We start from the raw sequence: 20,117 nt of genomic DNA, 5'->3' as shown, positions 1-20,117 counted from the left end.
GCCCGCTCGCCGACCCGAGGGGGCCCGGGGCGCGGGCCGCGGCAGCCCCCGGCCTCCTCAGCCCGACAGCTTGCGCATCAGCCGGACGCCCTGCGCCGCCGTCAGGTGCGGCAGGTACGCCTTGCCGATCGCCCGGGTGATGCCGGGCAGCGCGGCCGGGTCGGGGTAGGCCATGTACATCGGCCGGTACTCCGGCTGGAACTTCGCCTTGAACGCGAGCAGCGAGCGGAAGCCGTACACCGGCTCCAGCACCTTGCCCATCCAGTCCAGCATCCGCTGCAGCCCGGTGGGCTCCTCGTTCTGCCCGGTGCGGGCCAGCGGGGCACCCGACAGGGAGAGGAAGCGCGCGCCCTCCTCCTTGAAGCCGAGCGCGGCCGAGGCGATCAGGAACTCGTTGACGCCGCGGAAGCCGTCGGAGCGCCGGCGCATGAAGTCCAGCGTCCAGCCGACCGGCACGCCGTCCTCGTACACCGGCATCCAGCTGGTCAGGCCGTGCACGACCCCCTGCTCGTCGACCGCGACCAGCACCCGGACGTCGGGGTCGTCCAGCTCCTCGAGGCCGCCGAGCGTGAAGCCCATCTCGGGCAGGCCCTTCTCGGAGACCCATTCCTCGGAGATCGCCCGGATCTGGTCCCGCAGCGTGAGCGGCGCCTCGTGGTACGCCCACCACTCGGCGGTGATGCCCTGCTTGGCGGCCTTGTTGAGCGCGGTGCGGATGTCCTGCCACTTGCGGCCGGTGAAGGCCAGCTCGGGCAGCGCGACCACGGTGTCCTCGGCGACCTGCACCGAGCGCCAGCCGAGCTGCGCGGCGGCCTCCCTGGTCTGCGCGCAGACGCTGTAGAAGCACGGCGTCCAGCCGCGCGCGTCGCAGTACCGGGCGAACCCGGCCACCGCCCCGGCCCGGTCCTCCGGCGCGCCGAACGGGTCGCCGGTGGTCAGCGCGACCGTGCCGACCACCCGGTAGGCGACGGCCGCCCGGCCCTGCTCGTCGAACCAGTAGTGGTTGCCGTCCCAGGTGGTGATGAACGACAGCGTCCCGCCACCGTGCTCGGTCAGCAGGGCCCGGGCCCTGGCCACCGCCTCGGCGTCGGTGTGCAGCACCGGCCGGCGGAAGGCCGACAGCAGTGCGGCCAGCGCCACCAGCCAGAACGCCAGCCCGCAGTAGGTCTCCAGGAAGCGGGCCAGCGGCCCGACCGCGATCGGGTAGTCCGGGGTCAGGTCGTTGTACGCCGGGGGCAGGAACTGGGCGGGCAGCCCGTGCAGCAGCCGGCGGACGGTCGCCCCCGGCTCGAACTGGCCGGCCACCAGCCGGCCGAGCCCCACGTACGCGGCCGAGGTGAGCAGCAGGGCGCCGCCGACCACCACGGCCAGCCGGCGCACCGACCGGCCGGACAGCCGCAGCCGGAACCGCTGGCGGGTGGCCAGCAGCAGGCAGGTGGTCAGGAACGGCAGCAGCATCGCCTCGACGAAGTACTGCACGACGTCCCGGCTGACCGGCCCGGCGTCCAGGTACAGCCAGCCCAGCAGGGCCACCCAGAGCAGCTCGGTGGCGACGGTGACCAGCCAGGCGAACCGCAGGCCCCGGCGCAGCCCCTCGGCGAGCACCAGCAGCAGCGCCGGGAACAGCGCGGCCATCAGCCGGCCGGGGGTGTCGAAGATCCGCACCACGGCGTGCGCGCGGGCGCAGTCGTGCGCCGAGAGCGCGCAGAGGTCGGCGACCTCGTCCGGGCCGAGCCGGTGGGAGAAGTAGAGCTCGGAGAAGGTGTTGAACGGCCCGCTGGCGTTGTCGTACAGCGAGGCGATCAACGGTCCGAAGGCGGCGGCGACGAGGCAGAGCGCGACCAGCACCCGGGTCTCGGAGTGCGAGGAGCGGTGCGAGCGCAGGGACGGCCGGCCGCGGCTGAGCAGCGCGCCCACGCCGAGCCCGGCCACCGCGGCGGCGCAGCGCTGGACGCTCTGCAGGTGGCCGACGTACAGCGTCATCACCAGGGGGACGAGCAGCACCAGCAGGTGCAGCCGCCGGCGCCAGAGCACGGTGAGCCGGTAGCCGAGCACCCCGGCCAGGGCGAACAGGCCGACGCCGGGGCCGACCGAGATCTGGTCGGCCACCGAGGCGGTCCACGGCTCCCCGGCCGAGGAGCCGAAGGCGATCAGCCCGGCGCCCAGCAGGGTGCCGGCGATCTGCCCGCCGACCAGCACCGCGAGGGTGCGCACCCGGCCGAGCCGGTGCTCGGCGGCCGGGCCGACCAGGAGCAGCAGCAGGGTGGTGAACACGTACGAGCCGATGCCGGAGCACCAGAACGAGGAGGTGAACGGCGTCCACCAGTGGCCCTCGCCGAGCGTGGGCAGGCCGACCCCGACCCGCCCCAGCAGGCGCTCGGACGGTCCGTGGCGCAGGCTGCCGGTGGCCGCGCCGAGGATCCAGAGCCCGGCCAGCAGGGCCAGCGTCAGCGGCGCCGCGCGCAGCCGGGTGCCGAGCGCCCGGGCCGCCCGCCGCGCCCGCTGCGGGCGCGGCTCCGGTGTCCGGGTGACGGGCGCGCGGTCCGCGCCCGGCTCGGCGCCGCGCTGGGCGCCGCGCTGGGCGGCGACCCGCTCCGACTTCGGCCGGCTCTCGCCGACGGCGACGGCGGTGCCCGCCCCGGTCACCGGGTCAGCCCGGTCTGCTGGGCGAGCCAGGGGATCTGCTGGACGATGCCGGGGCGGAACACGACCCAGCCGTGACCGCCCGGCATCAGTTCGAACTTCGTCTTCATCCCAGCCCCCTGTGCGGCCCGGTAGACCTTGTCCATCTGCGGCTTGAACTCCTCGTCGGTCTCGCCGACGACGAACGCGACGCTGGTGTCCGGGAACTTCTTGCGGGCCATCACCTGCACCGGGTCGACGGCGTCGAACCTCTTGCCGTCGCCGTTGAACGCGGCCTTGACGGTCTGGTCCCGCGTGCCGAGGGTCGGCTCCTCCTGCCCGGACATGTCCAGGACGGTGCCGTACACGTCGGGCGCGTTGACGCCGAGCTGGAGCGCGCAGGTGCCGCCCATCGAGGCGCCGCCGATCGCCCAGGCCTTGCGGCCGGAGGCGGTCTGCAGGTTCTGGTGGATCCAGAACGGGACGTCGGACGCCAGGTAGGTCTGCACCTTGGCGATCTTCGAGTCCAGGCAGAGCGTGTTGTTCCAGGTGGAGCCGAGCTGGTCGGGCATCACCACGATGGGCGCGAGGCCGCCGTGCTCGGCGGCGAACGCGTCCAGCGCCTCGTTGATCTGCCCGGCGAGCACCCAGTCCCCCGGCGTCCCGGGCTGGCCGGGGAGCATCACGACGACCGGGAGCAGCGGCCGCGGGTTGGCCTGGTATGCGGGCGGGAGGTAGACGTAGGCGTCCCGGGCCTTGAAGCCCGAGCGGAGGCCGGGGATCGGCACCACCGAGACGGTGCCCTTGGCGGGCAGGTCCGCCGGCGGCTGCCAGACCTCGTCCAGCACCTTGTCCGGCGGGGCGGCCACGGTCCGGTCGGCCATCGGGACCAGTCCGTCGGTCTTGGTCAGCCACGGCGCGAGCATCACGCGCCCGCTCGGGAACTGCCCGAAGCCGATGTTGACCTCGGAGGCGGCCATCAGCAGCACCAGCCCGCTCAGGCCGAGCGCGAGGCCGCGCCGCCGCCAGGTGAGCCGGCGGATCCGCCAGCCGACCAGGCAGAACCCGAGCAGGGCTATGGCTATCCACCAGGTGACGTACTCGGGGGTGCCCTCCGGGAAGGGGTGCCACCAGCCGTCGACGACGACCTCCAGGAGGAGGCTGAGCGCGGCGGCGGTGACCAGCGCGGCGGGCAGGCGGAACCGCCACCAGCTGCGGCCGCGGCCGACGGCGAGCGCGAACAGTGCCGCCCATCCGGCCAGCAGGACGGCGTGCGGGATCGGGCCCTCGGTGAGCGGCCAGTCGATCGGGTTCCAGCGGGTGGCGAGGGTGAGCGTGGTCATGCGGCTTTGCCCGGCAGGGTGGTGTCGGCCAGGAACCCGTAGGCGACGACGTTGCCCTCGTAGCCGTGTTCCGCGCTGTAGGCGCCGCCGCAGGTGATCACCCGCAGCTGCGCGTCCGTGGCCTGACGGTAGACCCGATCGTCCGGGAAGTCCTTTCGGTCGTGCACTTCGATGGCGTACAGCTGGTAGACGGCGGTGGCGCCGTCTACCCGGGCGATCTCGATCCGGTCCCCCCGACGGAGCGCTCCCAGATGGTAGAAGACGGCCGGACCGGCCTTGTTGTCGACGTGCCCCGCGAGGATCGCGGTGCCGCGCTGGCCGGGGCTCGCGCCGCCGCGGTACCAGCCCGCCAGGTTGCGGTCCGCCTCGGGCGGGGCCTGCAGGTGGCCCTCGCCGTCCAGCCCCAGCGCGGCGACCGGGGCGTCCAGCCGGACGGCCGGGATGCGGATCCGGGTCGGCGCGGACGGCCCCAGCGGGGGGACGACGGAGACCGGCGCGATGCCGGCCTGGGCCTGGCCGGCGCCGGGCGCCGGCGGCAGCACGGGCGAGCCCCCGTCGTGCAGCAGCCAGGCACCGAGCACCAGCGCGGCACCGGCCGCCAGGGTGCCCGGCCAGGGGCCCCTGCTCTGCTGGACGCCCACGGGCGCTCCCCTCTGCCGACGGAATCCCGATTCCTGGGAGTTTCCTGGGAACAATTCAACCGGATCGGACTGTAAGGCACGTCCATACGATGGTCGTACTGACACCCGCCGATCGGCAGGGCTACCGGCGGTTTCCCTGCACCGGGTGCGCGCCCGGTCGCGGAACGCGACGGCCTCCCCCCGTCGGCGGTCACCGCGGGACCCACGCCCGACACGACCTACCGACGGTTTGACGGACGGGTTCGGTTGCGTCGTTCGGGCGATCACTTACGACCGTTCGCTGTGCCTCTTCGACCGTCTCCGCCCACATGCCATGCTGACGCGGTCACGGGTTCGACCATCCGGATGTCCGACCGGACCCGCTCCCCCGCACGCTGCCGGACGCCGTTGAACGCCTGATGAACGGAGTGACCATGGACGCTCTCTCCCGCCGCACCCTGCTGGCGGCCGGCGCCGCCGCCGCCGCCTCGCTCACGGCCGGCTGCGGCAGCAACCACGCCACCGGCGGGGAGCGCGCGACCGGCTCCGCCGAACCCACCAGCGGCGCGGACGCCGGGCAGAGCGTCACCCCCACCCCCGCCCCGGTCCCCAAGCCGCAGGCCGTCCTGATCGGCGACGGCTCCACCTCGGACACCGGCGCCCAGCCGCACCAGCCCGTCCCCGAGCGGCTGCAGCCCGGCCAGCGCCCGCCGCAGTTCGTGGTCTTCTCCTGGGACGGCGCCGGCGAACTCGACAACGGCCTGTTCGCCCGGTTCCGCCGGCTGGCCCAGGAGCACGACGCGAAGATGACCTTCTTCCTCAGCGGCCTCTACCTGCTGCCCGAGTCCAAGAAGGACCTCTACCGCCCGCCGCAGCACAAGGTCGGCGCCTCCGACATCGGCTACCTGAACGACCAGCACATCCGCGACACCCTGTCCAACCTGCACGCGGCCTGGCTGGAGGGTCACGAGATCGGCACCCACTTCAACGGCCACTTCTGCGGCGCCACCGGCGTCGGCAGGTGGTCCCCGGAGGAGTGGGACAGCGAGATCCAGCAGGCGATCGACTTCGTGACGAACTGGCGCACCAACACCGGCTTCACCGACCTGCCCTCGCTGCCCTTCGACTACCGCAAGGAGCTGATCGGCAGCCGCACCCCCTGCCTGGAGGGCCAGCGCAACCTGCTGCCCACCGCGGTCAAGCGCGGCTGGCGCTACGACAGCAGCGGCAACGGCACCCAGGTGTGGCCGCAGAAGATCCAGGGCGGCGCGCTCTGGGACCTCCCGCTGCAGTCCATCCCCTTCCCCGGGCACACCTTCCAGGTGCTCTCGATGGACTACAACATCATGTACAACCAGTGCGGCCCCAACACCAAGGCCGACCCGGCGCTCTACCCGGGCTTCCAGGCCCAGGCCCGCGACGCGTACCTGATGGGCTTCGACCGCACCTACCACGGCAACCGGGCGCCGTACATCATCGGCAACCACTTCGAGGAGTGGAACGGCGGCATCTACATGAACGCCGTCGAGGACGTCCTCAAGGCCATCGCCGGCAAGCCGGAGGTCCGGCTGGTGTCCTTCCGCCAGCTGGTCGACTGGCTGGACGCCCAGGACCCGGCGGTGCTGCGCAAGCTGCAGACCCTCGCCCCGGGCCAGTCCCCGGCGGGCGGCTGGGAGTCCTTCCTCGGCACCCCGGCGGCGCCGCCCGCCCCCTCCCCCGCCGGGGCCACCGCCGGCTGACCGTCAGGCCCGGCCGCGGACCCGTCCGGACACCAGCGCTCCCAGCAGCGCGACCCCGGCCATCACCACGAGGATCACCGCGAAGGCGCCGGGCGACCCGGCGCCTTCGGCCTGTCCGTGCCCCGCCGCCAGGGCGCCGCCGCCCAGCGCCGCGAACAGCACCCCGGCCAGGCCCGTGAGCAGCACGTTGCCCAGCGCGTCGCTCATCTGCAGCGCGGCCGAGTTCGCCCCGGCGTCCTCCGGCGCGGAGAGCTTCATCATCAGCACGCTGACGCTCGCGATGGCCAGCCCCATTCCGACGCCGCCGATCCCCCAGGCCACCGAGGCCGTCCAGGCCGGCACCCCCGGGACCAGCACCAGCGCGGCGCCCGCGATCGCCAGGGCGGTCAGCAGGAAGCCGCCCCGGATCATCGCCTCGCGGTGGCGCTCGGCCCCCGGCCGGCCCTGCAGCCAGGACCCCAGCGCCCAGGAGAGCCCGCCGCTGGTCAGGGTGAGCCCCGCCAGGGTCGGCGAGAGGCCGCGCTGGGTGGTCATCATCAGCGGGATGAAGGCCTCGGCCGCGAAGAACGCCCCCGCCGCCAGCCCGCGCAGCAGGATCACCGTCGGCAGCCCGCGCCCCGCCCGCAGGGTCCCCTTCGGCAGCAGCCCGAGGACGGCCGGCACCAGCAGCGCCGCGCCGACCGCCCCCGGGAGCAGCCCGACCAGGTCGCGGCGCTGGCCCGCGTACTGCAGCAGTCCGGCACCGAGCGCGGCCATCGCGGCCAGCCGGGTGCGCCGGCGGTCGAAGTCCGCGCCCCTGGCCACCGGGTGCTCCCGCTCGGACCGGGCCAGCGCCGGGCCCATCACCGCCAGCGGCAGCAGGATCAGCACCGGGACGGACAGGAACACCCAGCGCCAGCCGAGGTGCTGGGTGACCGCCCCGGCGACCAGCGGGCCGACGATCGAGGGCAGCACCCAGGCCGAGGAGAACGCCGCGAACACCGCCGGCCGCAGCCGCTCCGGGTAGACCCGGCCGACCACCACGTACAGCGCGACGATCACCAGCCCGCCGCCCAGGCCCTGGACCGCCCGCCCGGCGACGAACACCCACATCCCGGGCGCCGTCCCGGCCACCAGCAGGCCGACGCCGAACACCGCGATCCCGGTGAACAGCGGCTGGAGCGGTCCGCGCCGATCGCACCACTGGCCGGCGACGACCAGCGCGAACAGCGTGGTGGTGAAGTAGCCGGAGAAGGCGAAGGCGTACAGCCCGAGGCCGTCCAGCTGGCGGGCCGCCGTCGGCATCGCGGTGTTGACGGCCGTCGCCTCGAAGGCGATCACCAGGACCACCGAGACGATCCCCAGCGTCAGCGCGCGGTAGCGGCCGCCGAGCACCCCACCGCCGGGGTCGTCGTCGCCGGGTATCGCTACGGAGTCGACCGGGGTGGAGGAGGCAGTGGTCATACCGGCCATCGTAAGGGCCGTCAGCTTCGATGGCCCCTGACCGGAGGCGGTGATCACGCCGGTCCGAGGACCTAGGACCACGGGACCAGGCGACCACGGGCCAGGCCACCAGGCGACGAGGGGACGCGTCGACCAGGACTCAGTGCAGCACCTTGAGGCCCACCACCCCGGAGACGATCAGCAGCAGGCAGGCGATCCGCGCCACGGTCACCGCGTCGCCCAGGACGGCCATGCCGTAGAGCGCGGTGCCGACCGCGCCGATGCCGACCCAGACCGCGTACCCGGTGCCGATCGGAATGGTGCGCATCGCGTACGCCAGTCCGCCCATGCTGAACAGCAGCGCGACGCCGAAGACGAGGGTGGGAACGAGACGGGAGAAGCCCTTGGACGATTCCAGGGCGACCGCCCAGACGGTCTCCAGGAGACCCGAGACGATCAGAACGAGCCAGGCCACGACGACGTACCTCCGCAGTCCACAGCGGCCGGATTGCCGCTGAACTGCGCCGTCTTGTCGTGACCGGGTACGACGCGCTCGTCCGGGGTGGCGAGAATGCCGCCACCGCTCTTCGACCGTAGCACACATTGCCATACAGAATTTACACAACGTCATTGACCCCTCTCCCCGGGATCCGCCACCATGAATTCACTGGCCGTGTGCCCGAGTGGCTGAGGGGACCGTCTGCAAAGCGGTGTACGCGGGTTCAATTCCCGCCACGGCCTCGGCGAAAAGGGAATTGCCGGTCGACTCGGAAGTCGACCGGCAATTCCCTTTCGGTATTTCCCCGCTCAGGCCGTGACGGCGTCCTCCGCCCGGATCGGCAGCCGGCCGACCGGCAGGCCCGTGGCGGCGCGGACGGCCGCGGCGACCGCCGCCGGGGCGACCACCGCGGGTGCGGCGCCGACCGCCTTGGCACCGAACGGCGCGACCACGTCGCGCTCCTCCAGCAGCGCGGCGATCCGCACCTCCGGGGTGTCCAACGCGGTGGGCAGCCGGTAGCCGGTCAGCGAGGGGTTCTGCAGCACGCCGTTCTCGGTGCGCAGGTCCTCCAGCAGCGCCAGGCCGACGCCCTGGGCCACGCCCGCCTCGATCCGGTCCTCGATCTGCCGCGGGTTCAGCGCCCGGCCGACGTCCTGGGCGACGGTCATCTCGACCACCCGCACGGCGCCCAGCTCGATGTCCACGTCCACCACCGCGCGCATCGCGCAGAACGAGATCGAGACGAAGGCGTCACCGTGCCCGGCGTCGTCCAGCGGCTCGGTGGGGTGCGGGCGGCACTGCGCGGTGGCCCACAGCTCCTTGCCCTCCAGCGCCTCGGCGACCGGCATGCCGAGCACCCCGTCGTACGAGGTGATCTTGCCGTCGGCGATCTGCAGCAGCTCCGAGGACATCCCGAAGTTCGCGGCGATCGGCTGCAGCAGCTGGTGGCGGACCATCAGCGCGGCCCGCTCGACGGCGCCGCCGGAGACCCAGGTGTGCCGGCCGCGGGCGGAGGGCCCGGCGATCGACTGGTCGCTGTCGGCCGGCGCGATGTAGACCTCGCTGACGCCCAGCACGGTCTGCACGATCTGCCGGGCCAGCGTGGCGAAGCCCTGTCCGGCGTCGACCGCCGCGCAGATCACCGTGGCGTGGTCACCGCTGACCCGCACGGTCGCGGTGGACACCTCGTCCTCGCCCTCGGCACCGAGCATGTGCACCATGCCGACGGCGTAGCCGATGCCGCGCCGCACCGCCGCCGGGTCGCCCGCGCCGCCGGGGCCGCCGGGCAGCAGCCACTCGGCGTCCGGGTCGTCCACCGGCAGGGCCGGCAGCGGCTCGTCCGCGACGGCGTCCAGCAGCGCCTTCACCGGCGCCGGGCAGGTGACGGCCTGTCCGGTGGGCAGCGGGTCGCCGGTGGACATCGCGTTGCGCCGGCGGATCTCCACCGGATCCACTCCCACCCGGGCGGCCAGCTGGTCCAGCTGCGACTCGTACGCGAAGCAGGCCTGCAGCGCGCCCTCGCCGCGCATCCGCCCGGCGGGCGGGTTGTTGGTGCGCACCGCCCAGGCGTCCACGAAGACGTTCGGGCAGACGTACGGACCGACCGAGAACGCCGTCGCGGCCGCCAGTGCCTCGGCGGAGACGTCCGCGTAGGCGCCGCCGTCCAGCAGGATCTGCGCCTCGACCTTCACCAGGGTGCCCTCGGCGTCGGCGTGGTGGCGGTAGCGCAGCAGCGCGGGGTGGCGCGAGGTGTGGGTCTGGAAGGACTCCTCGCGGGTGAGGGTCATCTTCACCGGCCGGCCGGTGCGCAGCGCCAGCAGCGCCAGGGTGACCTGGAAGGAGAGGTCCTCGCGGTCGGTCGTGGCGCCGGGCACGCCGGTGACCACCAGCCGGACCCGGTCCGGCTCCAGGCCGAGGCAGGCGGCGGTGCGGTCGCGGTCGCCGTGCGGATCGGTGGAGGACAGGTGCAGTTCGACGCCGCCGTCCGGGCGCGGCACGGCCAGCCCGGCCTCGGCGCCGAGCGGTGCCGGGTCCTGCCGGCCGACCTGGTACAGGCCCTCGACGACGATCTCGCCGACCGCGTCCGGGTCCCCGGTGCGCAGCGGCAGGTGGCGGAACAGGTTGCCGTCCGGGTGCAGCGGCGGCGCGGTGAAGGACTGCTCGGGGTCGGTCACGGCCTCCAGGGGCTCGTAGTCGACCGCGATCAGACCGACCGCCAGCCGGGCGGTGTCGGGGTGGTCGGCGGCCACCGCGGCGATCGGCTCGCCGTGGTGGCGCACCACGCCGGCGGCCAGCACCGGCCGGTCGGCGACGACCGGCCCGGCCGGGGCGCCGTCGGGGGTGCCCTCCGGACCGGGCGGCAGGTCGGCGGCGGTGACCACGGCGTGCACGCCGGGCAGCGCGAGCGCGGCCGAGGTGTCGATGCCGCGGATCCGGGCGTGCGGGTGCGGCGAGCGCAGCACCGCGCCCCACAGCAGCCCCTCGGCCCACAGGTCGGCCGCGTACGGGTAGATGCCGAGCGCCTTGGGCAGGGCGTCGCTGCGCAGCGGTGAGCTGCCCAGGCCGAACGGCTCGGCCGCGCCGCCCTCGCCGCCGTCCTGCTGGAGTGCTGCGCCGATGTCGGTAGGCGACGTCATGATGCGTGGTCGTCCTCGGGGAGCCGGATGCCGTGGGCGGGGGTGGCACTGTACGGGACGCCCTCGACCGGGGCGGCGTACGGGGTGCCGTGCGGCGGCGTGCCGTCGTAGCCGGTGCCGTCGAAGGCCGCGCCGGGCAGCGGCGTGCCGTGCGCGGGGGTGGGCTCGTAGACCGGGGCGTCGTACCCGGTGTCGTAGCCGGTCTGCTGCTGGGCGTCCGGGTAGGGCGGGTAGACGCCGTGGGCGGGGGTGCCCTGGTACGGCTGCTCCGGGTAGCCCTGCGGCGGGTAGTAGACCTGGTCGTCGGCGGTCTGGGCGGGGATGGCCCCCTGGACCTGGGCCAGGGCGGTGGTGTCGTACACGCCGGTGTCGTAGCCGCCCGACCCGTCCCCGTACGGCGTTCCCGGCTGCTGCGGAGCGGGCTGGGCTTCGAAGGGCTGGGCTTCGTAGGGCTGGGGCTCGACGGGCTGCTGCGGGACGTGCTCGATCCAGGCCTCGGCGTCGGTGTAGACCGGCGGCTCGACGACCGGCTCGGGCTCGACGGCCACCGGCGCCGCCTCGGCGACCGCCTCGACGGACTGCCCGGCAGCCTGCCCGGCGGACGGTCCGGCGGCCTGCCCGGCGCCCTGTCGGGCGGAAGCGGCGGCCTCGGCGAGCGCCGCGCCCTCGTCCGCCTCCTCGGCCTCCAGCGCCCGGGCGTCCGCGACGGTCTGAACCGCCGCCAGCACGCCCTTGTAGCCGGTGCAGCGGCAGAGGTTGCCGCACAGCGCCTGCCGGGCCTCGACCTCGGTGGGCCGGTGGTTGCGCTGCAGCAGGTCGTGGACGGCCATCGCCATGCCGGGGGTGCAGTAGCCGCACTGCACGGCGCCGGAGGCGGCCAGCGCCTGCTGGACGTCGCTCGCACCGCCGCCCGCCGACAGGCCCTCGACGGTGTTGATCTCGCTGTCCGCGGCGAGTGCGGCGGGCACCAGGCAGCCGGCCACCAGCTGGCCGTCCACCTGCACCGAGCAGGCCCCGCACTCGCCCTGCTCGCAGCCGTCCTTGGCACCGGCCAGGCCGAGCCGCTCGCGCAGCACGTAGAGCAGGCTCTCGCCGATCCAGGCGTCGGTGACGGGCCGTTCGAAACCGTTGACCCGCAGCGTGTAGGAGGCGCACGGGCGCAGCTCACGGCTGACCTGCGGGGAGAGGCCGAGCGGGTCGGCGTCGAGGGTCTCGATGGGGTCTGTGGTCACTTCAGCGCCCTTCCCAGTGCCCGTCGGGCCAGCACCGCTACGGTACGCCGCAGCCGGACGGCCGCCGCGGTCGGCCCCTCGGTCACGGCCTCCCAGGCGCCCTCGGCCCCGTAGTTGTCGGGGACGCAGGCGGTGGCCACGTACTCGCCGAAGGCGGCGTTCGCGGCCGGGTCGATCTCCCGGCTGCCGTCCCAGTCGATGCAGCCGGCCACCCAGGCCTCGGCCTCCAGGGGGCGCAGCGGAACCGGCGCGACGGCGCCGACGGCGCAGCGCACCGAGCGGCGCGCCGGGTCGAGGACGAGGGCGACCGAGGCGGTGGCGCGGGCCGGGCCGCTGCGCCCGGTGGCCTTGAGGAAGACCTGCGGGGCGTGCAGCAGCGGGACGCGCACCCAGGTGAGCAGTTCGCCGGGGCGCAGCGGGTCGAGGCCGGTGAGCAGGTGGCTGACCGGGACCTCGCGGCTGGAGCCGGCCCGGGCCAGGGTGACGGTGGCCTCCAGGGCGGCGAGCACCGGAAGGGTGTCGCCGGCCGGGGCGGCGGAGACGATGTTGCCGCCGAGGGTGCCGACGTTGCGGACCTGCGGCGGGCCGGCGGTGCGGGCGGCGTCGGCGAGCGCGGGGATGAGCGCGGCGAAGTCGGGGCGGTCCATCCGGGCGTGGGTGAGTCCGGCGCCGAGCACGGCCGTGCCGCCGTCCTCGTAGCGCCAGCCGCGCAGTTCGGTGATCCGGCCGAGGCCGACCAGGGCGGCGGGGCGCAGTCGTCCGGCGTTCACGGCTTCCATGAGGTCGGTGGCTCCGGCCACCGGTACCGCGGCCGGGGCGGCGGCCAGCGCGTCGACGGCCTCGTCGAGCGAGGCCGGCAGCATGATCGTCCGGTTCACCTGGGTCCCACCGTGCTCCACTTGCTCATCGATCGCCTGCCGCCCGCGGCCTTCGGCCGTGGTGTCCGCGTCAGCAGTCCGGCCTGGCCCGTAGGGTACGGGCGATCGGGCCGGGTTGGGCAACTCTGGCACACAATGCTCGATGATCACTTCGGGGCCGGTGAACGGGACTGCCCGATTGGGACGGATACCGGGCGGTATCTGCCCCGACCCGTACCGGGCCAGGGCAGATGTTCATCTGTTCTTGACGTCCGACGACCGCTCAGAAGTTCCCCGGCCCCTTCCGCGGACGTGGCCGTCACCGCGCCGGGCGGCGGGCCGTCACCGCGCCGGCGGCGGGCCGTCGATCGGGCGGCCGGCCACCCCGGGCCACCGCTGCCAGGGGTGCGGGCCGTCGGTCGGGCGGTACTCGACGCCGAGCGCGTCGAGGATCCCCAGGTGCGCGGCCAGCCGCCGCTCGAAACCGGCGAAGTCGCGCTCGGCCGGTTCGGCGGGCAGCGCGGACCAGGCGACCTCGGCGAAGGCGACCAGCCGGGGGAAGGCCCGGTAGTCGATGTCCCGGGCGCTGTCCATGAACTCGCTCCACAGGTTGGCCTGGGTGCCGATCACGTGCCGCGCCGCGGCCGCGTCCAGCTGCGCCGGCACCGGCTCGAAGCGGTAGACGTCCTCCAGCGTGCGCACGAAGCCGACCGGGATCGGCTCGTCCGGCCCGTCCGCCTGCCGGTGGTCGAAGTACACGTGCTGCTCGGGGCACATCACCACGTCGTGTCCGGCCCGCGCCGCGGCGATCCCCCCGCCGAACCCGCGCCAGGACGACACCGCGGCACCCGGGGCCAGCCCGCCCTCCAGGATCTCGTCCCAGCCGATCAGCCGGCGGCCCCGGGCGGCCAGCCAGCGGTCGAAGTGCCGGATGACGTGGCTCTGCAGCTCGTCCTCGTTGGCCAGGCCCAGCTCGCGGATCCGGGCCTGGGCGGCGGCGCTGTCCTTCCACTGCTCCTTGGGGCACTCGTCGCCGCCGAGGTGGATGAACTCGGACGGGAAGATCTCCAGGACCTCCTCCAGCACCCCCTCGAAGAAGCGCAGGGTCTCCTCGGAGGCGTTGAGCACGTGGTGGCTCACCCCCCAGTCCGTCCAGACGCCGAGCGCGGCGGTGTCCACCACGTCGGTGTTGCCCAGCTCCGGGTACGCCGCGACGGCGGCCTGGGTGTGGCCCGGCAGGTCGATCTCCGGGACGACGGTGACCCCGCGCGCGGCCGCGTAGGCGACGATCTCCCGCAGGTCGTCCTGGGTGTAGTAACCGCCGTGCGGGCGGTCGTCGCGGCGCTGCCCGGAGCGGTAGCCGACCATCGAGCGGTCGCGCCAGGCACCGCGCCCGGTCAGCCTCGGGTAGCGCTTGATCTCCACCCGCCAGCCCTGGTCGTCGGTCAGGTGCAGGTGCAGCACGTTGAGCTTGTGCGCGGCCAGCAGGTCGACGAAGCGCAGCACGTCCGACTTGGGCAGGAAGTGCCGCGCGACGTCGAGCAGCGCGCCGCGCCAGCCGAACCGGGGGGCGTCCTCGATGTCGGCGCCGGGCAGCACCCAGCCCTCGTGGCGCAGCGGCGAGCGGCGGTAGGCGTCCGGCCCGAGCAGCTGCCGCAGGGTCTGCGCTCCCCACAGCGCGCCGGCCGGCCCGCCCGCGGCGAGCAGTGCGTGGCCGGGGCGCACCGCGATCCGGTACGCCTCGGCGGCGAGCGCCCCGTCCTGGACCAGTTCGATGCCGGTGCCCGCCCGGCCCGGGCCGAACGGCAGGCCGGTGGCGGCGGACAGCGTGCCGCGCAGCCAGCGCTCGGCGTCGGCCAGCGCGGTCGGTGCGGTCAGCGTGGTGGCCGCGTCGAGCGGGAAGTCCTCGCCCGGGCGGCGGGCGGCACTCGAAGGTGCGGGGATGAGGTCCATGCCGACATCCTGCCCACGCCCGGAACGATTGGCATAGACCACCTGTGGAACGCGGTGCCATGCAAAACGGCACCGCGCGGCGGCGGACTACTTGTTGTCGCCGTCGCCGCCCTGCGGCTTGCCGATGCCGTCGTAGATCTCCTTGCACATCGGGCAGACCGGGTACTTCTTCGGGTCGCGCCCGGGCACCCACACCTTGCCGCAGAGCGCCACCACGGGAGAGCCGGAGAGCGCGCTCTCCATGATCTTGTCCTTCTGGACGTAGTGCGCGAAGCGCTCGTGGTCGCCGTCCCCGTTGGACACCTGCGGGACGGGCTCGACCAGGGTGCCGGTGCCGAGGCCGCGCTCGGGCTCAAGAGTGCTCATGGGTGCCAAGTCTATGGGGGCCCCGGGAAACCGGGCCAGTGTCGCGCCGCGGGCCCCGCGCTCAGTTCATCGTCGGGTCGTCCGGATAGGTCGCCAGCAGGGCGAGCGGACCGCGCTGGCGGCGCAGCACGGCGCGCCACAGCCGCTCGGGCTCGGGGCTGGAGACGTCCCCGGGCTCGCAGTCCACCAGGTACCAGGCGCCGCTCTCCAGCTCGGCCTCCAGCTGCCCCGGGGACCAGCCGGCGTACCCGGCGAAGATCCGCAGGCTGCCCAGCTCGCCGGCCAGCACCTCGGGCGGCGCCTCCAGGTCCACCAGGCCGATCGCGCCGTGCACCCGCCGCCAGCCCAGCGGCTCGCCGGTGCCCGGCTCCCCCGGTGCCACGGCGAGGCCGAGCGCCGAGTCCAGCGACACCGGCCCGCCCTGGAACACCACGGCCGGCTGCCCGACGAGTCTGCCCCAGCCGTCCAGCACGCTGCCCACCTCGACCGGCGTCGGCCGGTTGAGGACCACGCCGAGCGCCCCCTCGGCGTCGTGGTCGAGGAGGAGCACCACCGCCCGCGCGAAGTTCGGGTCGGTGAGCAGGGGCGTCGCGACGAGCAGACGGCCGGTGTGGGACCGGCCTGCGTGCGAATGGGCCGCCGTCATGCCTCACATGATCCCGCAGAGGAGACCGGTCGGACACCGCAACGCGCGAAACCCCGCCACGCCGGACGAACACCCGTACGGCCGCACCGGCGGGCCCCGGACCCCCGGAGAGAGCACCATCACGGGAGAGGCTCACGGGAACCGACGGCGCGCCCATTACCATCTACGTCTGGTGGACGCCCTTATACGGTGCCGACTCGGTTTCGCCGGGGGCCCGAACGCGCCCGTACGACCGGTCCACCACCGGCTCTCTCCCGGAGCCCCTCCCAAACTCCTCTGGCACCCCGGATTGCGAGAACGATGACCGACGACGTCCTGCTGGTCCATGGCGGAAACCCGCTCGAAGGCGAGATTCGCGTCCGCGGTGCGAAGAACCTGGTCCCCAAGGCCATGGTCGCCGCCCTGCTCGGCCAGGGCCCCAGCAGACTGCGCAACGTCCCGGACATCCGCGACGTCAAGGTGGTCCGCGGCCTGCTGCAGCTGCACGGCGTGACCGTGCGCACCGGTGACGAGGACGGCGAGCTGATCCTCGACCCCTCGCACGTCGAGAGCGCCAACGTGGCGGACATCGACGCGCACGCCGGCTCCTCGCGGATCCCGATCCTGTTCTGCGGCCCGCTGCTGCACCGCCTCGGCCACGCCTTCATCCCCGGCCTGGGCGGCTGCGACATCGGCGGCCGGCCCGTCGACTTCCACTTCGAGGTGCTGCGCCAGTTCGGCGCCACCATCGAGAAGCACCCGCAGGGCACCTACCTGGTCGCCCCGCAGCGCCTGCGCGGCACCAAGATCGAGCTGCCCTACCCGTCGGTCGGCGCGACCGAGCAGGTGCTGCTCACCGCCGTCCTCGCCGAGGGCGTCACCGAGCTGCGCAACGCGGCCATCGAGCCGGAGATCGTCGACCTGATCTGCGTCCTGCAGAAGATGGGCGCGATCATCACGCTGGGCACCGACCGGACCATCCTGATCACCGGTGTGGACGAGCTGAACGGCTACAACCACCGCGCGCTGCCGGACCGCCTGGAGGCCGCCTCCTGGGCCTGCGCGGCGCTCGCCACCAAGGGCGACATCTACGTCCGCGGTGCCCGCCAGCTGGAGATGATGACCTTCCTCAACACGTTCCGGAAGGTCGGCGGCGCCTTCGAGGTGGACGACGAGGGCATCCGCTTCTGGCACCCGGGCGGCGAGCTCAAGGCGATCGCCCTGGAGACCGACGTGCACCCGGGCTTCCAGACCGACTGGCAGCAGCCGCTGGTGGTCGCGCTGACCCAGGCCACCGGCCTGTCCATCGTCCACGAGACGGTGTACGAGTCGCGGCTCGGGTTCACCGGCGCGCTGAACCAGATGGGCGCGCACATCCAGCTCTACCGCGAGTGCCTGGGCGCCACCCCGTGCCGCTTCGGCGCCCGCAACTTCCTGCACTCCGCGGTGGTCTCCGGCCCGTCCAAGCTGATCGGCGCCGAGCTGGTCATCCCGGACCTGCGCGGCGGCTTCTCGTACCTGATCGCGGCGCTGGCGGCCGAGGGCACCTCGACGGTGCACGGCATCGACCTGATCAACCGCGGCTACGAGAACTTCATGGAGAAGCTGCGCGACCTAGGCGCCCACGTCGAGCTGCCCAGCGAGCAGCTGGTCGACGCCTGAGCGACCGGCACCTGACACGGCGAGAGGCCGGGCTCCCCCCGACGGGGAGCCCGGCCTCTCGGGCGTTCAAGGGGTGCCTCAGGCGCCCTTGGCGGCTTCCTTCAGCTTGGAGCCGGCGCTCACCTTGGCGCTGTAGCCGGCCGCGATCTGGATCGGCTCGCCGGTCTGCGGGTTGCGGGCGGTGCGGGCAGCGCGGTGGGTGCGCTCGAAGGTCAGGAAACCGGGGATGGTGACCTTCTCGTCGCCCTTGGCGACGACCTCGCCGACGATCTCGGCGAAGGCGGCCAGAACGGCGTCGGCGTCCTTGCGGGTCACCTCGGCGCGCTCGGACAGCGCGGCCACCAGCTCACTGCGGTTCATGTGTACTCCTGTGGTCTGTTCGCTTGCGAGTGTGCGGGGGCCCATCGGTGCTCCCACCGGGGGGCACCCGGATAGGCCGCAGGTCCGCACACTGTGCTCATGCCGGCAATGCGTGGTCGCAGGCCGGGTCCGTACCCGATGCCGCGCGCCGGAGCCTTCGAAGGCCCGCCCGCCTGCCTGGATACGAATCCTGCCCCGACCGGCCCCGAGAAAGCCAATCGGGCCCCGGCCGAGCCACCCGAACCTCGCCCGCCCGTCGGAGGTGTGACGCTCCGTCGGCTCCGGCGGACCGGGCGCGAGCGGCGGTCGGGACGACTCGCCGGAAGACCAGGGGGACGTTCCGTACTTGTCGGACACGCCTGCCCCGTGCAGGGCTACCGTACGCCCTAGGACTGACAAGCCCAAACACGCCCCTCGCCCTTGTGTCGCAAGGGTTCGGGGCGGACTGGGCGGGTATGACCGCTATTCGCACATTCGAGCGATCCGGCGACACGTCCGCCGGGCGACCGTCAGAGCTTGACGGTGGGGAAGGAGGAGGTGTCCAGGGTGCCGACGATGCCGGGGGTCGGACGGGACGGCGCGGGGGCCTCCTGGGCGCCCGCGAGGGCCGCGTCGCGCACGGCGGCGGCGACGGTCTTGGCGACGTCCTTGTGGAAGACGCTCGGGATGATGTAGTTCGCGTTCAGCTCGTCGTCGGCGACGGTGGTGGCCAGCGCCCGGGCGGCGGCGATCATCATCTCGGTGTTGACCGTACGGCTCTGGGCGTCCAGCAGGCCGCGGAAGACGCCCGGGAAGACCAGCACGTTGTTGATCTGGTTCGGGAAGTCGCTGCGGCCGGTGGCCACCACGGCGGCGGTCTGCCGGGCGACGTTCGGGTCGACCTCCGGGTCCGGGTTGGCCAGCGCGAAGACGATCGCGTCCTCGGCCATGGTGGCCAGGTCGTCGCCGTCCAGCAGGTTCGGGGCCGAGACGCCGATGAACACGTCGGCGCCCGCCACGGCGTCCTTGAGGCTGCCGGTGCGGCCCGAACGGTTGGTGTGGTCGGCGATCCAGCGCAGGTTCTCGTTGAGGTCCCCGCGGCCCTGGTGGACCACGCCGTGGACGTCCGCCACGGTGGCGTGCTCGACGCCGGCCGCCATCAGCAGCTTGAGGATCGCGGTGCCGGCGGCGCCGGCGCCCGACATCACCACGCGGATCTCGCCGATCTCCTTGCCGACCACCTTCAGCGCGTTGGTGAGGGCGGCCAGCACCACGATCGCGGTGCCGTGCTGGTCGTCGTGGAAGACCGGGATGTCCAGGGCCTCGCGCAGCCGGGCCTCGATCTCGAAGCAGCGCGGCGCGGAGATGTCCTCCAGGTTGATCCCGGCGAAGCCCGGGGCGATCGCCTTGACGATGGCGACGATCTCGTCGGTGTCCTGGGTGTCCAGGCAGATCGGCCAGGCGTCGATGCCCGCGAAGCGCTTGAAGAGGGCCGCCTTGCCCTCCATGACCGGCAGCGCGGCCTCCGGGCCGATGTTGCCCAGGCCCAGCACGGCCGAGCCGTCGGTGACCACGGCGACGCTGTTGCGCTTGATGGTCAGGCGGCGGGCGTCCTCGGGGTTCTCGGCGATCGCCATGCAGACCCGGGCGACACCCGGGGTGTAGATCATGCTGAGGTCGTCACGGTTGCGGATCGGCAGCTTGGACGACATCTCGATCTTGCCGCCGAGGTGCATCAGGAAGGTGCGGTCCGAGACCTTGCCGATCGACACGCCGTCGATCGCCCGGAGCTTCTCGACGATCTCCTCGCCGTGTGCGACCGAGGAGGCCGCCACCGTGACGTCGATCCGCAGTGCCTCCAGGCCGGAGGCGGTGACGTCGAGACCGGTCACCGACCCGCCGGAGGACTCCACGGCCGTGGTGATCGCACTGACGGCGTTACCCCGGGCCGGGACCTCCAGCCGTACCGTGATCGAGTTGGAGACACTGGGCACCGTCGCCATCGACGCTTCCTTCTTCCGTCTGTCCCGCAGGCTCAACATTTTGTTGAAGGCATCGCCTGCGCATGCTAGACCTCGATCGTCGCACCTTCCAAGGGCTTGCCAGAAATAACGTTCATTGAGTGTGTGGATCCGACAATCCGGTCGGCCCCGCGCCCACCTCCGGCCGCCGACTCCTTGCCTCAGCGGGCCGATGCGTTAC

General features: G+C 73.5%; 14 protein-coding genes, 1 tRNA gene, 1 pseudogene and 1 riboswitch. Of the genes and pseudogenes, 3 read left to right on the top strand and 13 right to left on the bottom strand.

The annotated features are described in order from the left end of the window. Positions 1-57: 57 nt before the first annotated feature. From ACZ6Y7_RS24980 to ACZ6Y7_RS24970, 3 genes are read right to left on the bottom strand one after another with little or no spacing between them, the layout of a single operon-like run. On the bottom strand, positions 58-2,646 hold the full coding sequence (locus ACZ6Y7_RS24980; protein ID WP_465760154.1) for a bifunctional lysylphosphatidylglycerol flippase/synthetase MprF: 2,589 nt from the start codon (positions 2,644-2,646) through the stop codon (positions 58-60). After that, positions 2,643-3,965: an alpha/beta hydrolase gene (locus ACZ6Y7_RS24975; protein ID WP_465760153.1), complete on the bottom strand. Its 1,323-nt coding sequence runs from the start codon at positions 3,963-3,965 to the stop codon at positions 2,643-2,645. Before ACZ6Y7_RS24975 ends, ACZ6Y7_RS24980 begins: the two co-directional genes overlap by 4 nt. After that, a complete protein-coding gene (locus ACZ6Y7_RS24970; RefSeq protein WP_465760152.1) occupies positions 3,962-4,606 on the bottom strand; it encodes a class F sortase in 645 nt (214 codons plus the stop codon). The genes ACZ6Y7_RS24975 and ACZ6Y7_RS24970 overlap by 4 nt, the downstream gene beginning before the upstream one ends. Before the next feature lie 413 nt (positions 4,607-5,019). On the opposite strand from ACZ6Y7_RS24970, the gene ACZ6Y7_RS24965 reads away from it, so the two are divergent. Next, positions 5,020-6,324 (top strand): hypothetical protein, encoded by a 1,305-nt coding sequence (locus ACZ6Y7_RS24965; protein ID WP_465760151.1) that lies wholly within the window; start codon positions 5,020-5,022, stop codon positions 6,322-6,324. 3 nt (positions 6,325-6,327) lie between these two features. Here ACZ6Y7_RS24965 and ACZ6Y7_RS24960 read toward each other — a convergent pair whose 3' ends face one another. Together ACZ6Y7_RS24960 and ACZ6Y7_RS24955 are read right to left on the bottom strand one after the other, a co-directional pair. Beyond that, the gene (locus ACZ6Y7_RS24960) at positions 6,328-7,767 is read right to left on the bottom strand and encodes an MFS transporter (protein WP_465760150.1); all 1,440 of its coding nucleotides are present in this window, start codon (positions 7,765-7,767) and stop codon (positions 6,328-6,330) included. Positions 7,768-7,906: 139 nt separating this feature from the next. Then, positions 7,907-8,221 carry a DMT family transporter gene (locus ACZ6Y7_RS24955; protein WP_402219533.1) on the bottom strand — a complete coding sequence of 105 codons (315 nt, stop codon included), beginning with the start codon at positions 8,219-8,221 and terminating at the stop codon, positions 7,907-7,909. A gap of 43 nt (positions 8,222-8,264) precedes the next feature. Next, positions 8,265-8,330: riboswitch (guanidine-III (ykkC-III) riboswitch) on the bottom strand. 85 nt (positions 8,331-8,415) lie between these two features. Between ACZ6Y7_RS24955 and ACZ6Y7_RS24950 the strand changes: the two genes are divergently transcribed. Next, positions 8,416-8,487 (top strand) — tRNA-Cys (locus ACZ6Y7_RS24950). A gap of 66 nt (positions 8,488-8,553) precedes the next feature. Here ACZ6Y7_RS24950 and ACZ6Y7_RS24945 read toward each other — a convergent pair. The 6 genes and pseudogenes from ACZ6Y7_RS24945 to ACZ6Y7_RS24920 form a co-directional block, all read right to left on the bottom strand. Next, on the bottom strand, positions 8,554-10,881 hold the full coding sequence (locus tag ACZ6Y7_RS24945) for a xanthine dehydrogenase family protein molybdopterin-binding subunit (protein ID WP_465760149.1): 2,328 nt from the start codon (positions 10,879-10,881) through the stop codon (positions 8,554-8,556). A 670-nt stretch (positions 10,882-11,551) separates the two neighbouring features. Next, positions 11,552-12,038 (bottom strand): annotated as a pseudogene (locus tag ACZ6Y7_RS24940) ((2Fe-2S)-binding protein); the annotation flags it as partial. 71 nt (positions 12,039-12,109) lie between these two features. Continuing rightward, the gene (locus tag ACZ6Y7_RS24935; RefSeq protein WP_465760294.1) at positions 12,110-12,976 is read right to left on the bottom strand and encodes an FAD binding domain-containing protein; all 867 of its coding nucleotides are present in this window, start codon (positions 12,974-12,976) and stop codon (positions 12,110-12,112) included. Positions 12,977-13,312: 336 nt separating this feature from the next. Continuing rightward, a complete protein-coding gene (locus ACZ6Y7_RS24930) occupies positions 13,313-14,923 on the bottom strand; it encodes a beta-N-acetylhexosaminidase (protein ID WP_465760148.1) in 1,611 nt (536 codons plus the stop codon). A gap of 87 nt (positions 14,924-15,010) precedes the next feature. Continuing rightward, a complete protein-coding gene (locus ACZ6Y7_RS24925; RefSeq protein WP_224282582.1) occupies positions 15,011-15,289 on the bottom strand; it encodes a DUF3039 domain-containing protein in 279 nt (92 codons plus the stop codon). Positions 15,290-15,350: 61 nt separating this feature from the next. After that, a complete protein-coding gene (locus tag ACZ6Y7_RS24920) occupies positions 15,351-15,935 on the bottom strand; it encodes a YqgE/AlgH family protein (protein ID WP_465760147.1) in 585 nt (194 codons plus the stop codon). A gap of 300 nt (positions 15,936-16,235) precedes the next feature. On the opposite strand from ACZ6Y7_RS24920, the gene murA reads away from it, so the two are divergent. Next, positions 16,236-17,576, top strand: coding sequence for a UDP-N-acetylglucosamine 1-carboxyvinyltransferase (gene murA, locus ACZ6Y7_RS24915; RefSeq protein ID WP_465760146.1), 1,341 nt, complete (start codon positions 16,236-16,238; stop codon positions 17,574-17,576). 78 nt (positions 17,577-17,654) lie between these two features. Here murA and ACZ6Y7_RS24910 read toward each other — a convergent pair whose 3' ends face one another. Together ACZ6Y7_RS24910 and ACZ6Y7_RS24905 are read right to left on the bottom strand one after the other, a co-directional pair. Next, positions 17,655-17,936, bottom strand: a complete 282-nt coding sequence (locus ACZ6Y7_RS24910) for an HU family DNA-binding protein (RefSeq protein ID WP_030059737.1) — start codon at positions 17,934-17,936, stop codon at positions 17,655-17,657. A 509-nt stretch (positions 17,937-18,445) separates the two neighbouring features. Further along, positions 18,446-19,918 (bottom strand): NAD-dependent malic enzyme, encoded by a 1,473-nt coding sequence (locus ACZ6Y7_RS24905; protein ID WP_465760145.1) that lies wholly within the window; start codon positions 19,916-19,918, stop codon positions 18,446-18,448. Positions 19,919-20,117: the final 199 nt, after the last annotated feature.

This window comes from Kitasatospora sp. NPDC053308 (assembly GCF_055585785.1).
The sequence above is the reverse complement of the archived record's forward strand: the minus strand, read 5'-3'. Positions and strand labels throughout refer to the sequence as shown.